General features: G+C 65.6%; 22 protein-coding genes and 1 tRNA gene. 15 read left to right on the forward strand and 8 right to left on the reverse strand.

The window, feature by feature from the left end; translation table 11 throughout:
- Positions 1–216 precede the first annotated feature (216 nt).
- The 8 genes from HS053_RS21370 (at position 217) to HS053_RS21400 (ending at position 5,674) form a co-directional block, all read left to right on the forward strand.
- On the forward strand, positions 217–759 hold the full coding sequence (locus tag HS053_RS21370; RefSeq protein WP_174213263.1) for a hypothetical protein: 543 nt from the start codon (positions 217–219) through the stop codon (positions 757–759).
- 95 nt (positions 760–854) lie between these two features.
- Positions 855–2,102: a phage portal protein gene (locus HS053_RS21375; RefSeq protein WP_241699978.1), complete on the forward strand. Its 1,248-nt coding sequence runs from the start codon at positions 855–857 to the stop codon at positions 2,100–2,102.
- A 1-nt stretch (position 2,103) separates the two neighbouring features.
- Entirely contained in the window at positions 2,104–2,436 is a 333-nt protein-coding gene (locus tag HS053_RS21380) for a DUF2190 family protein (protein ID WP_174213265.1), read from the forward strand.
- Positions 2,437–2,481: 45 nt separating this feature from the next.
- A complete protein-coding gene (locus HS053_RS22450) occupies positions 2,482–3,207 on the forward strand; it encodes an HK97 family phage prohead protease (RefSeq protein ID WP_241699979.1) in 726 nt (241 codons plus the stop codon).
- Between the two features lie 127 nt (positions 3,208–3,334).
- Positions 3,335–4,183, forward strand: coding sequence for a phage major capsid protein (locus HS053_RS22645; protein WP_458358915.1), 849 nt, complete (start codon positions 3,335–3,337; stop codon positions 4,181–4,183).
- Entirely contained in the window at positions 4,183–4,398 is a 216-nt protein-coding gene (locus tag HS053_RS21390) for a phage head-tail joining protein (RefSeq protein ID WP_174213266.1), read from the forward strand. Before HS053_RS22645 ends, HS053_RS21390 begins: the two co-directional genes overlap by 1 nt.
- Positions 4,398–4,577, forward strand: a complete 180-nt coding sequence (locus HS053_RS21395) for a hypothetical protein (protein WP_174213267.1) — start codon at positions 4,398–4,400, stop codon at positions 4,575–4,577. Before HS053_RS21390 ends, HS053_RS21395 begins: the two co-directional genes overlap by 1 nt.
- Positions 4,574–5,674 (forward strand): tyrosine-type recombinase/integrase, encoded by a 1,101-nt coding sequence (locus HS053_RS21400; protein ID WP_174213268.1) that lies wholly within the window; start codon positions 4,574–4,576, stop codon positions 5,672–5,674. The genes HS053_RS21395 and HS053_RS21400 overlap by 4 nt, the downstream gene beginning before the upstream one ends.
- A 5-nt stretch (positions 5,675–5,679) precedes the next feature.
- Here the strand turns inward: HS053_RS21400 and HS053_RS21405 are convergent.
- The 6 genes from HS053_RS21405 to HS053_RS21430 form a co-directional block, all read right to left on the reverse strand.
- A tRNA-Glu gene (locus HS053_RS21405) sits at positions 5,680–5,754 on the reverse strand.
- 56 nt (positions 5,755–5,810) lie between these two features.
- A complete protein-coding gene (gene recJ / locus HS053_RS21410; RefSeq protein WP_174213269.1) occupies positions 5,811–7,550 on the reverse strand; it encodes a single-stranded-DNA-specific exonuclease RecJ in 1,740 nt (579 codons plus the stop codon).
- A gap of 68 nt (positions 7,551–7,618) precedes the next feature.
- Positions 7,619–8,584, reverse strand: a complete 966-nt coding sequence (gene glpX, locus HS053_RS21415) for a class II fructose-bisphosphatase (RefSeq protein WP_174213270.1) — start codon at positions 8,582–8,584, stop codon at positions 7,619–7,621.
- Positions 8,585–8,664: 80 nt separating this feature from the next.
- Positions 8,665–9,768 (reverse strand): hypothetical protein, encoded by a 1,104-nt coding sequence (locus tag HS053_RS21420; protein WP_174213271.1) that lies wholly within the window; start codon positions 9,766–9,768, stop codon positions 8,665–8,667.
- 66 nt (positions 9,769–9,834) lie between these two features.
- Positions 9,835–11,124, reverse strand: coding sequence for a homoserine dehydrogenase (locus HS053_RS21425; protein WP_174213272.1), 1,290 nt, complete (start codon positions 11,122–11,124; stop codon positions 9,835–9,837).
- 82 nt (positions 11,125–11,206) lie between these two features.
- Positions 11,207–11,422, reverse strand: coding sequence for a hypothetical protein (locus HS053_RS21430; RefSeq protein WP_174213273.1), 216 nt, complete (start codon positions 11,420–11,422; stop codon positions 11,207–11,209).
- A 156-nt stretch (positions 11,423–11,578) separates the two neighbouring features.
- Here HS053_RS21430 and HS053_RS21435 point away from each other — a divergent pair, with 156 nt between their 5' ends.
- Genes HS053_RS21435 through HS053_RS21450 form a run of 4 tightly spaced genes read left to right on the forward strand, consistent with a single transcriptional unit; the run spans position 11,579 to position 14,757 of the window.
- Positions 11,579–13,045 (forward strand): FAD-binding protein, encoded by a 1,467-nt coding sequence (locus HS053_RS21435; RefSeq protein WP_174213274.1) that lies wholly within the window; start codon positions 11,579–11,581, stop codon positions 13,043–13,045.
- A gap of 8 nt (positions 13,046–13,053) precedes the next feature.
- A complete protein-coding gene (locus tag HS053_RS21440) occupies positions 13,054–13,440 on the forward strand; it encodes a hypothetical protein (RefSeq protein WP_174213275.1) in 387 nt (128 codons plus the stop codon).
- Entirely contained in the window at positions 13,437–14,474 is a 1,038-nt protein-coding gene (locus tag HS053_RS21445) for a hypothetical protein (RefSeq protein WP_174213276.1), read from the forward strand. Before HS053_RS21440 ends, HS053_RS21445 begins: the two co-directional genes overlap by 4 nt.
- Positions 14,464–14,757 (forward strand): hypothetical protein, encoded by a 294-nt coding sequence (locus HS053_RS21450; protein WP_174213277.1) that lies wholly within the window; start codon positions 14,464–14,466, stop codon positions 14,755–14,757. Before HS053_RS21445 ends, HS053_RS21450 begins: the two co-directional genes overlap by 11 nt.
- Here HS053_RS21450 and HS053_RS21455 read toward each other — a convergent pair.
- Positions 14,754–15,551: an enoyl-CoA hydratase gene (locus HS053_RS21455; protein ID WP_174213278.1), complete on the reverse strand. Its 798-nt coding sequence runs from the start codon at positions 15,549–15,551 to the stop codon at positions 14,754–14,756. The genes HS053_RS21450 and HS053_RS21455 overlap by 4 nt on opposite strands.
- A 55-nt stretch (positions 15,552–15,606) precedes the next feature.
- Here HS053_RS21455 and HS053_RS21460 point away from each other — a divergent pair, with 55 nt between their 5' ends.
- Positions 15,607–16,044 carry a PaaI family thioesterase gene (locus HS053_RS21460; RefSeq protein WP_174213279.1) on the forward strand — a complete coding sequence of 146 codons (438 nt, stop codon included), beginning with the start codon at positions 15,607–15,609 and terminating at the stop codon, positions 16,042–16,044.
- 20 nt (positions 16,045–16,064) lie between these two features.
- Here HS053_RS21460 and HS053_RS21465 read toward each other — a convergent pair whose 3' ends face one another.
- Positions 16,065–16,433: a bactofilin family protein gene (locus HS053_RS21465; RefSeq protein WP_174213280.1), complete on the reverse strand. Its 369-nt coding sequence runs from the start codon at positions 16,431–16,433 to the stop codon at positions 16,065–16,067.
- Between the two features lie 172 nt (positions 16,434–16,605).
- Between HS053_RS21465 and HS053_RS21470 the strand changes: the two genes are divergently transcribed.
- Together HS053_RS21470 and HS053_RS21475 are read left to right on the forward strand one after the other, a co-directional pair.
- Positions 16,606–17,595 (forward strand): agmatinase, encoded by a 990-nt coding sequence (locus HS053_RS21470; protein ID WP_174213281.1) that lies wholly within the window; start codon positions 16,606–16,608, stop codon positions 17,593–17,595.
- A 45-nt stretch (positions 17,596–17,640) separates the two neighbouring features.
- Entirely contained in the window at positions 17,641–19,302 is a 1,662-nt protein-coding gene (locus HS053_RS21475) for an amidohydrolase (protein ID WP_174213282.1), read from the forward strand.
- The last annotated feature ends 234 nt before the right edge of the window (positions 19,303–19,536 follow it).

The raw sequence follows: 19,536 nt of genomic DNA on the forward strand, positions 1-19,536 counted from the left end.
TACGACCGCTGCCCGATCCTCTTCCTCTCCGCCTGCGCCCTCGCCGCGACTGTCATCTATTGGTTGTGAGTCCTGACCCTAGACCTTTGCCGTCAGTTTCTCCTTCCGTCGGCTGCTTCGAGCGGTAGCCGTTCGCTCTCAAGAAGACAGGTATCGGTTGACACCCTTTGATTCACGAGCCATAAGGGTATCGGATGATACCTTTGGGATTCCCACATGAAACGCTCTGCTTTCCTCTACTGTGCCGACATCGACTTTGCTCGCTACAAGGTCTTGAACCAGCGCCACCAGCTTCCCTTTGTCGCAGATCAGAACCTTGGCGGTTCGAACTACACGCTTGACCATGCGTTCCGCCTTCGGCTGCTGCTTGACCTGCTAGGAGGTGAAGGGGACGAAGCCTCTACAATGGCGGGCTTGGGTCCTTCCTATGCAGTGTCCGTCGTCTTCAACGCCATGACCAAGTTTCCCCGGCACCCGTTGAACCAGATCGAACCGCGCGACTGGTATCTTGGTGTCGTCGTTTACGAAGAACCCGGACGCGACGGCGAGACCTTGCGTCATTCTGAATGGATTGCCTGCGAACTTGAACAGCTTCCGGCTTGGTTGGAAGAGCGCCGGACTGACTCGGTGACGCGGCAACGCAAGCAAATCATTCGCGTCTTCATGGTGAACGTCACCCGCGCGGCGAACTTTGTCCGTGTTCGGGCCGAAGCGCTTGGTCTGCCGGAAGGCAGCGACTTTTCGGAGATTCCGGTTTGACCGTTCTTTCCCGCATTTTGTCACGGTTCACAGGACCGACACACAGACGCCAGATCGAAGCTGGCGGCGGCGGGCGGCGCTGGCAGGGTTCGCCCATGATGAACGCGCCGCAAGCGTCGATCCTTGCGGCCCGCGCGCCAACCAAGGCCCGTGCGGCGGCGCTGTCCATGAACAACCCGACGGCGGCGCGGATCGTGGAGACTTGGCTTGCGGCACTCGCTGGCAAGGGCTGGCAGGCGCTTTCGCAGCACCCGGACCCGGCAACGCGGCGGACGCTGAACAATGAGTTTGAAGGGCAGATGCTGGCGTTGTTGCCAGTCGCGGTGCGCGCCTTGGTGCGCGACGGTGAGTCCTTTATCAGAACATCCGTAGGTGGCAGCGACGCCGACGGATCAGGACGGGCAGCGTTTGGTTCCTTGGCGCTGCCCGCCGACCAGATCGACCCGTCCCTAACCCGCGACCTTGGCGACGGCGCGCGCATCGTTGCCGGGGTGGAGTTTGACGCAAGCGACCGGATCGTCGCCTATTATATTCTGCCTGATGCCGCCGGAACCCCGTTCGGGATGATCGGGCAGGCGGTGCGGGTTCCGGCGCGCGAAGTGCTACACGTCTTTGACCAGCTTTTCCCCGGACAGGTGCGCGGCATTTCATGGCTTGCCCCGGTGCTGCTGAAACTGGCGGATTTTGACGCCGCGTCCGACGCCATGCTGATGACGCTGAAGGTGCAAAGCCTGATGACGGGCTTTGTGCGCGACGCCGAAGGCGGCACGGCGGGGTTCGAGTCAACCGACGGCAATTTGAATGTGAGCCTTGAACCGGGCGCTATGCGCGTTCTGCCCTTCGGTGCAGAGGTTGAATTCTCGCAGCCCGGCCAAGGTCTGTCGCAGGCCGTTGAATTCGTGAAAGGCCAGCAACGCGAAATCGCCGTCGGTGTCGGGCTGACCTATGAACAGGTGACGGGCGATCTGTCGGGCACCAACTATTCAAGCGCCCGCGTCGGCTTGCTGGAATTCCGCCGTCGCGCCGAAATGCTGCAACGCACCCTGATCGAAGCGCAGTTGCTGCGCCCGCTTTGGCGGCGCTGGATCGACGCCAAGGCATTGGCGGGCGAAATCGGCGCAAGCGAAGCCGAATTGGCCGATTATCGCGCCGTCAAATTCGTGGCCCCCGGCTGGCAATGGGTGGACCCGCTGAAGGAAGCGAATTCCGAAATCCGCGCCATTGAAGCGGGCTTGAAATCCCGCGCTGAAGTGGTCGCAGGACGTGGCCGCGATATCGAAGAACTGGACGAAGAAATCGCGGCAGACACGTTCGCCCGCGCAACCAAACCCACAGGAGTCTGAAATGCGAAATTCCCTCTATTCGGGCAACAACGTCACGCTGCCCGCGCCCTATGCCCTGACTTCGGGGCAGGTGGCACAAGTCGGTTCGATCATCGGCGTCGCCCAAGGTGCCGCTGTGATCAGTGCCGACGTAGTTCTTGTCCGCCAGGGCGTTTTCACCCTGACCAAGACCGCCGCGCAGGCTTGGACCCTTGGCCAGAACCTGTATTGGGACAACGCCACCCGCGCCGTGACCACCACGGTTGGCACGAACAAGATGATCGGTGCCGCCTTCGCCGCTGCCCTTGCGGCGGACACGGTGGGGCAGGTGCTGCTTGACGGCGCGATCCGCTGACAACCGGGAACCGAAGCCATGACCATTCACCTTCGGGCCGCGAACATGCGCCCCGCCACCTTCAACGCCGAAGCCCGGACGATTGAGGCAATCGTTTCGACCGGGGCAGCGGTTGCCCGGCCCGGCTATACCGAGGTTCTGGACCTGCGCGGCGTCGATCTGGCGCGGCTTGTCGGTGCCCCGGTGCTGGATGGGCGCCGCCGCGACACGACCCGCGATCAGTTGGGCATGATCGAGGCGGCGCGCATGACGTCCGAAGGCTTGCTTGTGGTGATCCGGTTCCGCGAATCCACCCAGGCGCAAGCCGTGATGACCGACGTTGCCAACGGCACCCTGCGCGGGCTGTCGATTGGCTACACGATTGAACAGACCCGCGAAGCCAAAGACGGCACCAAGCGGGTTCGCACTGCGACCCGATGGACGCCGATTGAAGTGTCCATCGTTCCCGTTCCCGCCGATCCCGGCGCACATTTCAGAAATGGAGAAGTCACCATGCCGACCACCGAAAACGAAGTGCAGGTGCAAACCCGCGCTGAAATGAACACCGAAATTCGCAGCATCGCCGAGCTGGCGGGGCTGGACCGGGCTTGGACCGACGCGCAGATCGACGCCGGAAGCCGCGCGGGAAGTCGCCTTCGCCGCGATGGCGCAGCGGCAATCGCAGACCCGCACCCGCACCACGGCGCAGATCACGTTCGACCACAACGACCCGGCGGTTTTCGCGTCGCGTGTCGGGGAAGCGATCCACGCCCGGATGAACCCGGCGCATGAACTGTCTGCCCCGGCGCGCCAGTATGCGAACATGCGCCTGCCCGACGTGGTGCGGGAAGTCATGAAGCGGCATGGCCAGACGGTGCAGGGCGTGTCCGACGCGCAGGTGTTCACCCGCGCGGGCAGCATGGTCACGGGCGATCTGGCGGGCATCCTTGGCGATAGCGCCGGGCGCAGCCTTCGCACCGCCTATGACGCCGCCCCGTCCGGTCTGCGCCCCGCTGCGCGCCAGACGCAGTATCCGAACTTCAAGGTGCAGACCAAGTATATGCTTGGCGATGCCCCGGCCCTTCGTCGGGTTCTGGAAGGTGGCGAATATCCGATGGGTTCGGTTGCCGAGTCGGCCAATACGAACACCCTGCAAACCTTCGGCAGCATGATCCCCTACACGCGCCAAATGTGGATCAACGATGATCTGAACGCACTTGCAGACTTCAGCCGCCGCATGGGCATCGCCGCGCGTGAATTCGAGAACTCGCAGCTTGTCACCGCCCTGACCAGCAACCCGATCATGGGCGACGGTCTGGCGGTGTTCGTCGCTGGCCACGGCAACCTTGACGCGGCGTCCGCGCCAAGCGTCACCAGCCTGAACGCCGGGCGGGTTCGGATGCGGAAACAGACTTCGGCAAACGGGATGCCGATCAATGCCGCGCCCCGCTATCTGATCGTGCCGCCCGAATACGAAACCATCGGGGAACAGTTGCTGACCACGCTGAACGCGACGGCTGTCAACGACGTGAACCCCTTCGCCAAGCTGTCGCTTCTGGTGGAACCCCGCCTGACCAATGCGACGCAATGGTATCTGGCGGCGGACCCCGCGAACATCGACGGTCTGGAATACGCCTATCTTGAAGGCGCACCCGGCCCGCAGGTGGAAACGACCGTCGCCTTCGAGGTTGACGCCATGATGATCAAGGTCCGCTTGGACTTTGGCGCTGCATGGATCGACCATCGCGGTTGGTATCGGAACGGCTGATGGCTATCGATCCGACCGAACTGGAAACCCTGCGCGACGCCCTGATCAGGGCGCGCGCAAGTGCAACACGAGTCGTCATGTTTGAGGGCAAGCGGGTTGAATATGGCAGCGACGCCGAGATGGCGAACGCTCTTGCCGATCTGGAAACCCGTATCCGCCGCGCCTCTGCGCCCCGACCCGGCAATATCAACTTTTCAACCTCTAAAGGTATGTGATGGCAAACCGTCCCGCACTTCTGAAACAGTCCGAACTGACTCGCTATCTCAAGGCGATGAAAGCCGCTGGCAATGAGGGCGGCAGAGTTGAAGTGAAGCCTGATGGAACTCACGTCATCTTCCAAGGCGAGTCCGAAACTTCAACCGTGACCAACCCTTGTGACAGGCTGTTGAAATGATCCGACGCAAGAACCCTTACCCCGGTGTGACCCGGATCGTGGATCGGCACGGCCAAACCCGTTTCCGGTTTCGAAGTAAGGGCTTCACTTGCTATTTGCCGGGGCCGTATGGCGCTGTCGCGTTCCGTGCGGCCTATAACGCGGCGATTGAGGGCGCGAAGTCACCGAACCGCAGCACAACGCCCCAAGGCACCTTGGCTTGGCTGATCGAGCAGTATTTGGCCAGTCCGAAGTATCGAAACCTGTCGGAAAGCCGCAAGCGCAGCATCCGGGGCGAATTGGACTGGTTGCGCGGCGTCGCGGGCGATCTGCCCTTTGCGAAGTTTGGCACCCAGCACGTCGAAGCGCTTATGGGCAAGAAGTCTGGCCCGACCGCTGCGAACACGGTCAAGAAGAACCTGTCCATGCTGTTTAACTTTGCGATCAAGCGGGAAATGGGTGTGACGTTCAACCCGGCCCGATACGCTGACAGGCGCAAGGAAAACGCCGACGGCTATCACACTTGGACCGATCAAGAGATTGCCCGATTCAAGGAACACCATCCGACGGGCAGCAAGGCCCGGCTGGCGATGATGCTGTTCCTCTGGACGGGCGCGTCTCGGCAAGACGTGGCGGCGATGGGCTGGTGCAATGTGCAGGGTGATCGGATCACCTACAGGCGCGGCAAGACGGGAATTGGGGCCGATCTGCCGATCCACGAAGAACTTGCCGCAGAACTGGCCAATGTCCCGCGTGACCAGTTTCTGTTCGTCACGCATGGCGACGGCTTGGCCTACAAGCCGACGACTTTGGGCAACTGGTTCAAGGATCAGTGCAAGGCCGCAGGCAACCCGCTTTGTTCGGCGCATGGGCTGCGAAAGTCGCTTGCAACCTTGATGGCGAACGCGGGCAAGTCACCCGATGAAATCCGCGCCGTGATGGCCCACAAGACCAACAAGGAAGGCGCGACCTACACCAAAAAGGCGGATCGATCACGGCTTGCCGATAGCGGGTTTGTCGGGTTGTCCAGCACAGAAGCGGAACGAAACTTGTCCAACCTTTCGGATGGGTTGGACACGAGGGTGTCGCAACCTATTGAAAGGAAGGCGAAAAAATGAAGAAGTGGCAGCCCGTAGGGGAGTCGAACCCCTCTTACCTGGTTGAAAACCAGGTGTCCTAACCGATAGACGAACGGGCCACGCTGTCGGTGGAGCGGTGTTTATTGCCCTGTGCGGCGGGGCGCAAGAGGGAAAATCACGCGATTGCCGCATCTTCCAGCCGAAGCTGGACTTTGGTGCGGCCGCCCCAGTGGTTCAGCTCCAGCCGGCCTGCCAGATGCACCCGGCGGTGGCCGGTTTGCTCCAAGGCCGGGCCAAGCGGGCCGTCGAAGGCGCCGAAGGCCACCGCCTCAAGCCGGGACGAGGTGCCGTCGCCCAAGGTCAGGCGCAGGTGCTTGTCGCCCATCCGCCGCGCGCTGACCGCGACATCGGCAAAGGCAAAGCGGGGGGCGGGGGCCTGCGCACCGAAGGGGCCAGCCGCCTCGATCTGTTCCACCAGTTCCGGCGTCGCGGCGCCCGGCATCAGCAGGCTGTCGAGCCGCAGGTCACCCGGGCCTTCGCTGCCTGCGCCCTGCCGGGCCAGCAGCTCGGACAGCCGCGCCATGGCCGCCTGCACCCGGTCCTGTGCCACGGTCAGGCCCGCGGCCATCTTGTGGCCGCCGCCCTTGATCAAAAGCCCCTCTGCCGCCAGCCGCTGCACCGCCGCGCCAAGGTCCACCCCCGACACCGACCGGCCCGAGCCTTTGCCGATGCCATCCTCAAACCCGATCACCACGGCGGGTCGATGCGCCGCCTCTTTTAGGCGCGAGGCGACGATGCCCACCACCCCGGGATGCCAGCCTTCGGCGGCGGCCCAGACCAGCGGGGCGTCAAACCCGCGCGCCTCGGCCTGTGCCATCGCCTCATCGCGCACGCGTGTCTCGATCTCGCGCCGCTCGGTGTTGAGCTGGTCCAGTCGGGCGGCAAGGGCGGCAGCCTCGGCCGGGTTGTCGGTGGCCAGCAGCCGCGCGCCAAGATCGGCCTGACCGATCCGCCCCCCGGCGTTCACCCGTGGTCCCAGCACGAACCCCAGCGCATAGGCCGAAGGCGCCTGATCCATCCGCGCCACATCGGCCAGCGCACGAAGGCCGACCCGCTCGCGCCGGGCCATCACCTTTAACCCCTGCCGCACCAGCGCGCGGTTGACGCCGATCAGCGGCGCCACATCGGCCACGGTGGCCAGCGCAACAAGGTCGAGCATCGCCATCAGGTCGGGGCCTTGGGTGCCGGTGGCGCGGAGTTGCCGATTGGCTTCGACCAGCATCAGAAAGACGACCGAGGCGGCGCAGAGATGCGCAAGGTCGCCGCTTTCGTCCTGCCGGTTGGGGTTCACCACGGCCAGCGCGGGGGGCAGCGTCTCGGCGCCAAGGTGGTGGTCCAGCACCACCACGTCACAGCCCGCCGCGGCAATCGGTTCATGGCTGAGGGTGCCGCAATCGACGCAGAGGATCAGGTCATGCGCGGCGCCAAGCGCCTGCATGGCGGCGACATTGGGGCCATAACCTTCATCAATCCGGTCGGGAATATAAAGTGTGGCCTGCGCGCCCATCGCCCGCAGCCAGACGATCAGCAGCGCGGCGGAGGCGCCGCCGTCCACGTCATAATCGGCAAAGATCGCAATGCGTTGACGGTTTTGCAGCGCTTGAAGGAAGCGGGCGGCGGCGGCGCCCATGTCGCGCAGCGACAGCGGGTCGGGCAAGAGATCGCGCAGTTGGGGGGCGAGAAAGCCCGGCGCCTCGGCCGGGGTCACGCCACGGGCAACCAGCGTCTGACACAGCGCAAGCGGCAGGCGGGTGGTCTGCGCCATCGCTTCGGCCAGACGCTCGGCTTCAATGCCGGGGCCGGTCCAGCGGCGCCCGGTCAGCGAGCATTCGACATTGAGAAAGGCGCGGGTCATATCCGGGGGATGCCCCAGCGCGGCCCGCCGCGCAAGGGCTTTGACCAGTGCGTGCCTGACTTGCGTGTTTACTTGACCGGCGTGCGATACTGGATGCGGCGGACCGATCCGGTTTTCGAGCGCATCAGGATCGTCTCCATCGTCACCCAGCCGGGTTCCCGCTGAATCCCGCGCAGCAGCGAACCAGAGGTCACGCCGGTCGCGGCAAAGATCACATCGCCGCGCACCAGATCGTCGCGGGTGTAAACCCGGTCAAAGTTCACGATCCCGGCCTTGGTGGCCCGCCCGCGCTCGTCATCGTTGCGGAACAACAGCTTGCCAAAGAACTGGCCGCCCATGCATTTCAGCGCCGCCGCTGCCAGCACCCCTTCGGGTGCGCCGCCCGAACCCATATACATGTCGATCCCGGTCTGATCCGGTTCGGCGCAATGCATCACGCCGGCCACGTCGCCATCGGTGATCAGCCGGATCGAGGCGCCGGTCGAGCGGATTTCCTTGATCATCGCCTCATGCCGGGGGCGCTCCAGAACGCAGACGGTGATATCCTCGGTCGAAACCCCTTTGGCGGCGGCAAGGGCCGAGACCCGCTCGGAAGGGGTCATGGTCATGGTGACCGTGCCGGGGCGGAAGCCGGGGCCGATGGCCAGCTTGTCCATATAGACGTCGGGGGCGTGCAGCAGGGTGCCGCGCGGCGCCATGGCGATCACGGTCAGGGCGTTGGGCATGTCCTTGGCGGTCAGCGTGGTGCCTTCCAGCGGGTCAAGTGCGATGTCCACCGCCGGGCCTTTGCCGGTGCCGACCTCTTCGCCGATGAAGAGCATCGGAGCTTCGTCGCGTTCGCCTTCGCCGATCACCACCACACCGGCGATGTCGAGCAGGTTCAACTGGTCGCGCATCGCATTGACGGCGGCCTGATCGGCGGCCTTTTCATCGCCGCGCCCGATCAACCGGGCCGAGGCCAGAGCCGCCGCCTCGGAGACCCGGGCAAGGCCCAGCGAAAGCATACGGTCTTGAAAATCCTGCGCGTCGGCCATGGGGAGTCTCTCCTGAAAATGATGCTTTTGCCTTAGCCGGGCGTCAGGGCTGCGGCAAGCGTGGTGGCGCTAACAGTGCTTCAGCGGCCGAAGTAGAGCGTGTCCCAGTGCGCAAGAACCTTGGCGTAACAGGCATCTATTCCCTCGGCCGTTGCGCGATCAGCGGCGGCGGCAGGGTCTTTTCGCGGCCGGATCATTAAATACAGCCCCCGATCAGAAGCGAGATATGTCACCGGATCCAAGGCATCGGCAAAGGGCTGCCAGATTGTGGTGGCGCCGAATTGATTGCCCGGAAAGGCCAGATAAGCGGCCTCACAGGTTGCGATGCTGTCCGGACAACGTGCTTCGCAGAGGCGGGTCACCGGAAGAAGCTCGGCCCTGCCCGCAAGAGCCCGGCGCGCGCGCTCGGCGGTCGTCGCTGGTGTCGGGACTTCATCATGGTTGAGCCAGACGGCACGGACTGCGCGAGCGTCCTCGATGCGCTCTGCGACATCTGCGGCAGAAAGGCCGCTGCCGACGGCCGAGTTGCCGATGATGTCAAAGACGTCAGGGGTGCTTTCCATCAAGTGAACGTAGGTCACCCATGCTGGCAGTCTTTCTTCCCGCATCAGGGACATCAGACGAACGGCTTCCTCCTTTCCTGAACCGCTGTTGTAAACGGCATCAAGCATCCGAAAGTAAAGCGCAAAGGCACCCAGCATGGCCGGGGTATCTTCCGTCAGAAGCTGCGGTGGCAGGTCACCGCGCCCGCCGGTCTGGTTGACCCAGGCTGAGATCAGGTAAGATGCCTTCTCGGTCTCGCCGAATGCCAGAAGGCCAGCGGCGCGGTCTGGCAAAAAGCTCGCATCTTCCAGGTTGCCCGCATCCCAGAGCGCAGTCGCTTCATGCGCCTTCTCGGCGGCATCTTGGGCATTGATGTCGTCCACCCTGCGCTGGGCGTTCTTTTCCCTGAGGTTTCCTTTTGGTGGAACCCACAGCAATGCGAAGGGCAGGGTGATCAGGGCGGCGGTGTTCCCCGCTTCGGCCAGATCGCGCAAGGCGGCGACGGCAGCGGGGTCATCCGTGGCAAGCAGGCTGGTCAGGGTCGCTTGGAAGGCCGTGTCTTCGGCACCCGGAAGCGTTTGGGCCTGCAGCGGCGTGATCAGGGTAAGACAAAGGCTGACTGAAATAAACGGCTTGAACATGCGGACCTCCGAAGGAGAAATCCCCGCAGGCGTCCCATGACAAGGCAGATGCTGTCAAGGAAAGGCTCAGACCTCTTCGATGCGGATGGCCACCGGGGCGCCGACCAGAACGCCGGTCCCGGCAAAGCGGCCGATGGCATGGTCGATGTCGTCGCGGGCGGCCTTGTGCGTCACGATCAGCACCGGGGCATTGGCGCCCTGATGGCCATATTGCCGCATCTGGTCGATGGACACGCCCGCCTCGCCCAGACAGGTGGCGATCTTGGCCAGCGCGCCGGGTTTGTCGAGCAGCGTCATGCGCAGATACCAAGGCGCGGGCGTGGCGGTGCGGGCGGCAACCGGGGTGGCCAGCGTGGCGGCGGGCTGACCGAAGGTGGGCAACCGCAGCCCGCGGGCAATGTCGATCACGTCGGCCATCACGGCGCTGGCCGTCGGCCCTTCGCCGGCGCCCGGGCCGCGCAGCACGATCTGGCCGACCGAGTCGCCTTCCAGCACCACCATGTTGGTGCCGCCCTGCAACTGGCCCAGCGGGCTGTCGGCGGGAACAAGGCAGGGTGTCATCCGCTGCTCCAGCCCGCGGCCCGTCAGTTGCGCCACACCCAAGAGCTTGATGCGGTAGCCCATATCTTCGGCGAGCCGGATATCGTCGATCGAGACATTGCCGATGCCTTCAAGCTCCACCGCGTCAAAGCTGACCCGGGTGCCAAAGGCGATGGCGGCCAGCAGCGAAAGCTTGTGGCCCGCGTCGATCCCGCCCACGTCCAGATTCGGGTCGGCTTCGAGATAGCCCAGTTGCTGGGCGGCGTCGAAAACCTCCTGATAGGACAGCCCTTCGTTCTGCATCCGGGTCAGGATGTAGTTGCACGAGCCGTTCATCACCCCCATCACCCGGCGGATCTGGTTGCCTGCCAGCCCCTCGGTCAGGGCCTTGATCACCGGGATGCCGCCGGCCACTGCCGCCTCGAACCGGATCACCCGGCCCGCCGCCTCGGCCGCCAGCGCAAGCGACTGGCCGTGATGCGCCAAAAGCGCCTTGTTGGCGGTGACCACATCCTTGCCTGCGGCAATCGCCGCCTCGGTCGCAGCGCGGGCGGCGCCTTCATGGCCGCCCATCACCTCGACGAAGACATCGACATCGGCCCGGGTGGCCAGCGCCACCGGATCGGTTTCCCAAGCATAACCCGAGAGGTCGGCATCGCGGTTTTTCGAGCGGTCCCGCGCGGAAACGGCGGTGATCACCACCTCGCGCCCGGTGCGGGCGGCGATCAGCGCGGCATGGCGCTGCACGATCTTGACCACACCGATGCCGACCGTCCCCAGACCGGCAAGACCAAGGCGAAGCGGGGCGGCGGACATGGCATTCTCCACGGGATTGTTCGGCACGGCTGTTAGCCGTTTGCCGCGCCCGTTGCAACGTGGGCTGCGTATCGGGGTCGCCTCAGCGGGCGCGCAGCGCGGCGGCCCGGCCACGCAGGGCCGCAGCCTGCCCTGACAGCCCGGCGCCCGGATCGGCCGGGTTTGCGGCGGGCGGAAGCTGCTCCAGCGGCAGAAGCGTGGGCGTCGGCCCGGTCTTGCCCAGAACGCGGGTGACCTGTGGCAGCGGCGCACAGGCGGACAGCAGGATCAGGGCAAGGGCAAGGGTGGGGCGCAACATGGCGGCACCCTAGCGCGGGACGCCTCCGGGGGAAAGCCCCGGGTGGTTGGGGCTATGCGCCGCGCCCGGCGCGTGCAAGGCTGCGAGGGGTGGGGGTTTCCCCACTGGCGGAGTGTTGCGCCCCGGGGGATCGTGGCGGCAAAGGCGGAGGCGGGCATGGCATTCACGCGGCGGGCGGTTCTGGTGGGGGCGGGGGCGGCGCTGGGTGTTGCCGGAGCCCGCGCCTTTGGCCCACAGGCGCTGGTGCTGGACGGGGTGCCGCTGATCGTGCCGCAGGGCGGGGCGGCGGTGCTGAACGATGCCTCGCTTTTGTCGGAAACCCCGATCTTTCGCCATATCGTGCTGCGAGATGATCCGGGCGAGGTGTTGCTGGCCGCGCTGCGGGCCGAATTGCGCGAGGCGGCTGCGGCGGGCCGCCCTGTCAATCTGGCCGCCGCCCGGCATTCGATGGGCGGGCAGTCGATTCCGCGCGAAGGCCATGCGATCACCTTCGACAACGGTCTGGTCGAGGCGTCGGGCGACACCTACCGCGTTCATGCCGGGGCGCGCTGGTATCAGGTGATTGCCGCGCTGGACCCGTTGGGCCTGTCGCCCAAAGTGATGCAGACCAATGCCGATTTCGGCGTGGCGGCGACCTTTTCGGTGGGCGCCCACGGCTGGCCCACCGCCTTTGGTCCGATGGGTTCGACCGTGCGCAGCGTGAAGATGCTTATGGCCGATGGCAGCCATATCACCGCCAGCCGGACCGAAAACGCCGACCTTTTTGCCGCCGCGATGGGGGGATATGGCCTGATCGGGCTGATCACCGAAATGGAGGTGGAGGCGGCGGCGAACCAGCTTCTGGAACCGGGGTTCGAGGTGATGGCAGCCGAAGACTTTCCGGCGGCCTTCGCGGCGGCGGTCAAGCGGGTGCCCATGGCCTATGGCCGCATGAACATCGACCGCGCGGGGTTCTTCCGTGAGGCGATGCTGGGCACATGGACGCCGGTGGCGGGCGAGATTCCCCCGGCCAGCGGTTCGGGCTGGATGGCCAAGGCATCGCGCGCCATCTTCCGGGCGCAGCCGGGCAATGAATGGGTCAAGCGGCGGCGCTGGGGGATTGAAACCGGCATCGGCGCCCGGATGGCCGGCGCCGCAAGCCGGTCCAGCCTGATGAACGAACCCGTGGTCACGCTGGACGACCGCGACCCGTCGCGCACCGATATCCTGCACGAATATTTCGTGGCGCCGGAACGGTTCGGCGATTTCCTTGCCATTTGCCGGGCGATCATTCCCGCCAGCTATCAGGAATTGCTCAATGTCACCCTGCGCTGGGTTGAACGGGACGAGACCGCCCTATTGTCCTATGCGCCGCAGGGGCCGCGCATCGCCTCGGTCCTCCTGTTCAGTCAGGAGATGTCGCTGCGGGGTGAAGCGGATATGGCCTGGATGACCGGCCGCCTGATCGAGGCGGTGCAGGGCATCGGCGGCAGCTATTATCTGCCCTACCGCCCCCATGCCAGCCCGGCACAGTTCCGTGCCGGCTATGCCCGGGCCGAAGAATTCGCCGCGCTGAAGCGCCGGGTCGATCCGGGGCTTTTGTTCCGCAACGCGCTCTGGGACCGTTACATCGCCAGCTTGTGAGGAAACCGATGCACAGAACCGTCGCCCTTGGCTATTTCGTGGTGCTGTCGCTGGTGGCGGCGCTGAACTATATCCCCGGGGTGACGGATGCGGATGGCCTGACCTTCGGCATCTTTGCGCTTGATATCTATGATGACGCACTGCACGCCGCCTCGGCCCTTTGGGCGCTGGGCGCGGCGGTGGTTTCGGCGCGGGCGGCGCGGCTTTATCTGCTGCTCTTCGGGGCGCTTTATCTGGCCGATGGGGTGCTGGGTCTGGTGACCGGCTCGGGCTATCTGGACCTTGGGATATTCACCTGGGGCTGGCAGGATCTGCCGTTCAGCTTCAAGATCCTTGCCAATGGGCCGCATCTGGCGCTGGGCGGCTTTGCCCTTGCCATGGGGTTGCGGCGATGAGGCGCCTGTGGCGCTGGCTGCGGCGGCTGGTGGTTGCAGCCGTTGTGCTGCTGCTCTGCCTCTTGTTCCCGGTCGGCTATGTCGAGCTGATGTGCCGTCCCGCGGGCACGGCGATGCCCTATGCTCCGCTGGTTGCCGCCGAATGGCAGCGGCCCGAGGGGCGCACGCTGATGACCTATCCCGAATGGCATATCGTCCATGCCTATGATGACTACGCGGCGGTGATCGCCCGGGGCGACCCGCAGGATTTCGGTTTTGTCACTGCAGTCGGCGGGTTCTGGGGCGCGCTTTGCCCCTTGGCGCAGGCATCCGGCGCGCATGGCGGCTTTGACGGCGAAACCCGGCAGATGATCTATACCATCGGGGTCAGCTTTACCGCCGAAATGCTGATGAAAGCCGCCTATGAAGAGACGCTGGGCCGGGTGGCGACATGGCTGCGCGGGCCGGAGCGCGCCCTTCTGGATGATGTTTCCGCCCGGCAGGCGGCGGATTATGCGCGGTTTTTGCAGCAGGTGCCGTGGTATCGCTGGGATTTTGACCGTGACCGGGTGGAACTTTCGCCCGCAGAGGGGTTCCGCAATGCCGAACGGCGGCTGGCGCTGGGCCTCGAATACCGGGCCAAGGCGGGCTATGCCCGGGTCATCGCGGCGGCGGTGGCAGGGATGGAGCCCGATGCGCTGCGGATGCGGGTGATCCTGCGCGGCCTTGCGCCCGAGATTCTGGCGCAGGCCGAAGACGTGCAGGTGATCGCCACCCGCCCCGAAGGGATCGAGGTGGAAACCCCGCGCTACCGTGCCTTTACCGATCTGGCCCGGCTCTGGGCGGCGCAGGGTGCCGATTTTGTCGAGATCGCGGGCAATGACGATATCCTGTTCACCGCGATTTCGCCGGATGGGCCGATGCCTAGCGCGCTGTATGCGGCGGCGCGGCAGGGCAATCCGGGCTATCGCAACCTGATGCTGGTGCGGGTGGCCGATCTGGCGGCAGAGCTGCGGCGCCTTGGCCCGGCGGTGGAGCATATCCATGATTACTGACCTGCGCCGCCTTGCGCTGGCCCTGCCTGTGGTTCTGGTCGCATGGATTGCCCTGCTGGCGCTGGTCATGCGGCTTTCGGGGCAGGCCCCGGCGGCGCTGGCCATTCTGCCGCCCGGCGGAATGCTGGCGGCGCTGCCGCAGGGCGCCGCCGTCACCTCGACCGGGCCCTACAGTGTGACGGTCAGCGGTGGCGCCGGGCTGGTGGCCGATCTTTATGCGGCCGGTGCGCTTCTGGTGCTGCCCGCCGGATTGACGGGATGCCTGCCGCAAACCCGCGGCTAACTGCGCGGCGCCCAGCCGGGCGGGCGCTTGTCCAGAAAGGCGCAGATGCCTTCGTCGGTGTCGGGGTCAAGCATGTTCTCCACCATCCGCGCGCCCGCCAGCGCATAGGCGCGCTCCAAGGGCAGGGCGGCCTGTTCGTAGAACCCCGCTTTGCCGGTGCGGATCGCGGCGGGCAGTTTGGCGGCCACGGCCCGCGCCAGTGCCATCGTTTCGGACAGAAGCGCCTCGGGGGGCACGACGCGGTTGACCAGACCCGCCTCGCGCGCGCGGTCTGCGTCAATGAAAGCCCCGGTCGAGAGCATTTCAAAGGCCAGCGCGGGCGCCACCTTGCGGGTGAGGGCGACCATGGGGGTCGAGCAGAAAAGGCCGATGTTGATGCCGTTCACGCCGAACCGGGTGCCGGTTGCCGCGACGGCCATGTCGCAGGTGGCGACCAACTGGCAGCCGGCGGCGGTGGCGATGCCCTGCACCGCGGCGATCACCGGCTGCGGCAGCGCGGCCAGCGCCTGCATCATCGCGGCGCAACGGTCAAACAGCGCCTGATAATAGCTGCGCCCGCCATCGGCATCGCCGCGATGGGCCTGCATCTCTTTCAGGTCATGGCCCGCGCAGAACGCCTTGCCTTCTGCACGGATCACCACCACCCGGATTGCGGGATCGGCGGCGATATCGGCAATCGCCGCTTCCAGTGCCGCCAGCATCGCTTCGGACAGGGCGTTGAAACTGGCCGGCGCATTCAGCACCAGCACGGCAACGGCGCCCTCATCGGCGCGCAACAGGATCGGATCGGCCATTCCCTTCCTCCCAAGGTTTCGGCAAGTCTAGGGGCGCAGATGGCGGAGGGGAAGCATGGCTCTTGTGATGACGGCGGCAGAATTGCAGGCGTTTCTGGCGCGCGATTTCGGGCAGGTGGCCGATGATTTCGCGGTGGAACGGGCGGATGAGGCCGGGCTGGCCCTGCGGCTGCGGGTGGCCGGGCGGCATCTGCGCCCCGGTGGCACCGTTTCCGGCCCGTCGATCTTTGCGCTGGCGGATGTGGCGATGTATCTGGCGATCCTGTCGCGGATCGGGCCGGTGGCGCTGGCGGTGACGACGAATTGCGCGATCGACTTCATGCGCAAGCCGGCCGCGGGCGTTGATCTTGTGGCCGAGGCGCGGGTGCTGAAACTGGGTCGCAGCCTTGCCGTGGGCGATGTGCTGGTGTTTTCCGAAGGGCAGACGGCGCCGGTGGCGCGGGCCGGGCTGACCTATTCCATCCCGCCCGCTGCGGCCAAGGATGGTGCGTGAAATCACGCACCTTGCCGATCTCAGCCCTTGTTCAGGCGGAACCGCCCTTCGATCTGGGCGCCGCTTTCGATGATCAGCGTGCTGTAGCTGACTTCGGCGGCCACCTGGGCCGCGGCGCGCAGGGTGAAGGCGCGGCTGGCGACCTTGCCGTCAAGCTTGCCCTTCACCTCGACCGTTTCGGCGACGACATCGCCGGTGACGCGGCCTTCGCCGCCCACCACCAGCCCCTGCGCCGAGATGGTGCCATCCACCTCGCCCATAACCTCGATCTGGCCGGTCGAGGTGATCTCGCCGGTGATCTTCAGGTCGGACCCGAGGATGGAACGGGTATTGCCGCCCAGACCGGCAGGACGGGCGGGGGCAGAGGGGGCGTCGGTCTTGGAGAACATCAATGGAATCCCTGGGCAGCTTGTCCGCGATAAGGACCGAAGGCGACGGCGGGGTCAAGTCTGGCGAAGGAATGGTGTCGGGAAGGGGACAGAAGCCGCCGCGGCGGGACTTACAATCGCGGCGGAATTTGATCAGATGCCGCAGGGAATCACCGTGCGGGAAGGGCAGGCAATGACAGGCGGCAATAACGACGGGTTCTTTACGCCGGTTTCGGGCTTTGACCTGCCACGATTCGCCGGGGTGCCGACCTTCATGCGGCTGCCGCATGTGGCCTTTGACCACCCCCGCTTTGCCGAGGTGGAAATCGGGCTGATCGGCGCGCCCTGGGATGGTGGCACCACCAATCGCCCCGGCCCGCGCCATGGGCCCCGGCAGTTGCGCGACCTGTCCACCATGATCCGGGCGCAGAATGGTGCAACATGGGTGGCCCCCTTTGAATTGGCCGCCTGCGCCGATCTGGGCGACGTGGCGCCCAACCCCGGCGATCTGATGGACAGCCTCGCGCGGATGGAGGCGTTCTATGACCGGGTGGTCGCGGCGGGCATCCGGCCGCTGACCGGCGGCGGCGACCATCTGTGCAGCCTGCCCATCCTGCGGGCCGTGGCCAAGCGCCGCCCGGTGGGGATGATCCAGTTCGACAGCCATACCGACCTGAACGATGTCTATTTCGGCAGCAGCCGCTATAACCATGGCACCCCCTTCCGTCGCGCGGTCGAAGAGGGGCTGATCGACCCCAAACGCTATTGCCTGATCGGCATTCGCGGCACGGCCTATGGCCGTGAGGATTGGGATTTCGCCGCCGCCAATGGCATCCGCATCATTCCGATTGCCGAGTTCCACGCCCGCGGCGCCGATGATGTGATGGCCGAGGCGCGCGACATCGTCGGCGCGGGGCCGGTCTATGTGACCTATGACATCGACTTTGTGGACCCGACCTTTGCCCCCGGCACCGGCACGCCCGAAGTGGGCGGTCCGAATTCATGGCAGGCGTTGCAGGTTGCGCGCGGGCTGCAGGGCCTTGATGTAGTCGGCGCCGATCTGGTCGAGGTTTCGCCGCCCTTCGATGCTTCGGGCGGCACGGCCTGGCTTGGCATCAGCCTGATGTTCGAGATGCTCTGCGTGATGGCCGAGCGTGTGGCGGAGCAGCGGGGGCAGGGGTGACGCCCCTTTCCCGCGGGATTTGAAGACAACAAGGGACGGGCAGCCATGACGGCGGAACTGATCATCACCAATGCACGGGTGCAGACGATGGACGAGGCCCGCCCCCGGGCCGAAGCTTTGGCCGTTGCGGCCGGGCGCATCCTTGCCGTCGGCAGCCGGGCCGAGGTTGAGGCACTGGCGGGGCCGCAGACCCGGGTGATCGACGCCGGCGGGCGCAGCCTTCTGCCGGGGTTTGTCGAAAGCCATCTGCATCTGGTCCTGGGCGGCAATGAGTTGTCGCAACTGCAACTTGGCGGGGTTGAGGGGTTTGAGGCGCTGAAGGCGGCCTTCCTTGCCTATGCGGCGGCCAATCCCGACCGGCCGCTGCTGATGGCGCAAGGGGCGGCTTATGAGATTCTGGAGGCGCCCGTGACGCGCCACGATCTGGACCGGATCATCGCCGACCGCCCGCTGGCCATGATGTCGCCCGACCACCACACAGTCTGGGCCAATACGCTGGCGCTGCGCGAGGCCGGGCTGCTGCACGGGGCCGAGATGCCGCATGGCCATGTGGTGGTGATGGGCGCCGATGGCACCGCCACCGGCGAACTGCGTGAGTTTGAGGCGTTCGGCCCGATCCTTGCCCTGGGCGGTGAGGCGCATCTGCAACTTGGCATCGCCACCGGCGGCGAGCCGGAGCCATGGCCCGATGCCGCGCGCCGCGCCGCCGACAAAGAGAAGGTCGCGGCAGGGCTGGCGCATTGCGCGGCGCATGGCATCACCTCGATGGTGAACATGGATGGCAACCGCTATACCTGTGAACTCTTGCGTGAGATGCAGGAAGAAGGCCGCCTGACCGCCCGCGTCGTGGTGCCCTTCCATTTCAAGCCGCATATGGAGCTGTCCGAGCTGGAGCGCGCCAGCGCCATGGCCGCAGAGTATCAGGGGGAGTGGGTCCGCTCGGGCTTCGTCAAGATGTTCATGGACGGGGTGGTGGACAGCCGCACCGCCTATATGCTGCACCCCTATCCCGGCACCGATGAAACCGGCGAGCCGCTGTTCGCGCCCGAGCGCTTCGACGCCATCTGCACCGAGATCGACCGTCGGGGCCTTCAGATCGCCGTCCATGCCATCGGCGACGGCGCGGTGCGTCAGACGATCGACGGTTATGAGGCCGCGGGGCAGGCCAACGGCTTGCGCGATATGCGCCACCGGATCGAACATATCGAGTTGATCGACCGGGCCGATGTGCCGCGTCTGGGGGCCTTGGGCATCACGGCGTCTGTGCAGCCGCCGCATCCGCCCGGAGCGATGGATTTCCCGATGTCCACTATGGAGACGGTGTTTCACCGTGACCGCTGGCGCGACGCCTATCTGTGGAAGACGCTAGCGGACCACGGCGCGCCTCTGGCTTTTGCTAGCGACTGGCCGGTCACCGATGTCTCGGTGATGCGCGGCATTCAGGCGGCGCTGACGCGCGCGCCCTATGAGGGCTGTCAGGATGAACGGGTGGCGCTGGGCCGGGTGCTGCACGCCTATACCGCGGGCGGCGCCTGGGCCGTCCATCTTGAGGGGCTGACCGGGCGGCTGGTTCCGGGGATGGCGGCCGATCTGGTGCTGATCGACGGTGATATCGAAGCGGTTGAGCCCACCAGAATCGGCGCAACGGGAATCGCTTTGACGGTTGCGGGAGGCCGGGTGACCCACCAAGCCCCCGGATTCGCTTGAGTTATCCACAGATTCGACCCGAAAAGGGCGGCAGGACATGGCTCTGCCGCCCTTTTCATTGGCAACCCCGGGAAACCTGTCCGTCCGGTCAAAGAAAATTTCCCAAGAAAACTTGGGTTTCTCGCAGGGTCCGACAAAAAATCGTCACGAACCCTGTTTTTTCCTCTTGCGGGTTTTGGCGTTGGTCCGTAGATACCGCCTCACCGAAGCGGAAGACGCTGAATGAAGCGAAAC

This window comes from Tabrizicola fusiformis, assembly GCF_013328815.1.
GTDB lineage: Bacteria > Pseudomonadota > Alphaproteobacteria > Rhodobacterales > Rhodobacteraceae > Fuscibacter.

Excerpts from the sequence above, each read along its gene's own strand:
- HS053_RS22450 (WP_241699979.1), top strand. The coding sequence starts at position 2,482 with ATGCGCCCCGCCACCTTCAACGCCGAAGCCCGGACGATTGAGGCAATC.
- HS053_RS21460 (WP_174213279.1), top strand. The coding sequence starts at position 15,607 with ATGGCTCTTGTGATGACGGCGGCAGAATTGCAGGCGTTTCTGGCGCGC.
- HS053_RS21375 (WP_241699978.1), top strand. The coding sequence starts at position 855 with ATGATGAACGCGCCGCAAGCGTCGATCCTTGCGGCCCGCGCGCCAACC.
- HS053_RS21445 (WP_174213276.1), top strand. The coding sequence starts at position 13,437 with ATGAGGCGCCTGTGGCGCTGGCTGCGGCGGCTGGTGGTTGCAGCCGTT.
- HS053_RS21455 (WP_174213278.1), bottom strand. The coding sequence starts at position 15,551 with ATGGCCGATCCGATCCTGTTGCGCGCCGATGAGGGCGCCGTTGCCGTG.
- HS053_RS21380 (WP_174213265.1), top strand. The coding sequence starts at position 2,104 with ATGCGAAATTCCCTCTATTCGGGCAACAACGTCACGCTGCCCGCGCCC.
- HS053_RS21420 (WP_174213271.1), bottom strand. The coding sequence starts at position 9,768 with ATGTTCAAGCCGTTTATTTCAGTCAGCCTTTGTCTTACCCTGATCACG.
- HS053_RS21465 (WP_174213280.1), bottom strand. The coding sequence starts at position 16,433 with ATGTTCTCCAAGACCGACGCCCCCTCTGCCCCCGCCCGTCCTGCCGGT.
- HS053_RS21400 (WP_174213268.1), top strand. The coding sequence starts at position 4,574 with ATGATCCGACGCAAGAACCCTTACCCCGGTGTGACCCGGATCGTGGAT.
- glpX (WP_174213270.1), bottom strand. The coding sequence starts at position 8,584 with ATGGCCGACGCGCAGGATTTTCAAGACCGTATGCTTTCGCTGGGCCTT.
- HS053_RS21425 (WP_174213272.1), bottom strand. The coding sequence starts at position 11,124 with ATGTCCGCCGCCCCGCTTCGCCTTGGTCTTGCCGGTCTGGGGACGGTC.
- HS053_RS21430 (WP_174213273.1), bottom strand. The coding sequence starts at position 11,422 with ATGTTGCGCCCCACCCTTGCCCTTGCCCTGATCCTGCTGTCCGCCTGT.
- HS053_RS21440 (WP_174213275.1), top strand. The coding sequence starts at position 13,054 with ATGCACAGAACCGTCGCCCTTGGCTATTTCGTGGTGCTGTCGCTGGTG.
- HS053_RS21475 (WP_174213282.1), top strand. The coding sequence starts at position 17,641 with ATGACGGCGGAACTGATCATCACCAATGCACGGGTGCAGACGATGGAC.
- HS053_RS21450 (WP_174213277.1), top strand. The coding sequence starts at position 14,464 with ATGATTACTGACCTGCGCCGCCTTGCGCTGGCCCTGCCTGTGGTTCTG.
- HS053_RS21370 (WP_174213263.1), top strand. The coding sequence starts at position 217 with ATGAAACGCTCTGCTTTCCTCTACTGTGCCGACATCGACTTTGCTCGC.
- HS053_RS21435 (WP_174213274.1), top strand. The coding sequence starts at position 11,579 with ATGGCATTCACGCGGCGGGCGGTTCTGGTGGGGGCGGGGGCGGCGCTG.
- HS053_RS21395 (WP_174213267.1), top strand. The coding sequence starts at position 4,398 with ATGGCAAACCGTCCCGCACTTCTGAAACAGTCCGAACTGACTCGCTAT.
- HS053_RS21470 (WP_174213281.1), top strand. The coding sequence starts at position 16,606 with ATGACAGGCGGCAATAACGACGGGTTCTTTACGCCGGTTTCGGGCTTT.
- HS053_RS21390 (WP_174213266.1), top strand. The coding sequence starts at position 4,183 with ATGGCTATCGATCCGACCGAACTGGAAACCCTGCGCGACGCCCTGATC.
- recJ (WP_174213269.1), bottom strand. The coding sequence starts at position 7,550 with ATGACCCGCGCCTTTCTCAATGTCGAATGCTCGCTGACCGGGCGCCGC.
- HS053_RS22645 (WP_458358915.1), top strand. The coding sequence starts at position 3,335 with ATGGTCACGGGCGATCTGGCGGGCATCCTTGGCGATAGCGCCGGGCGC.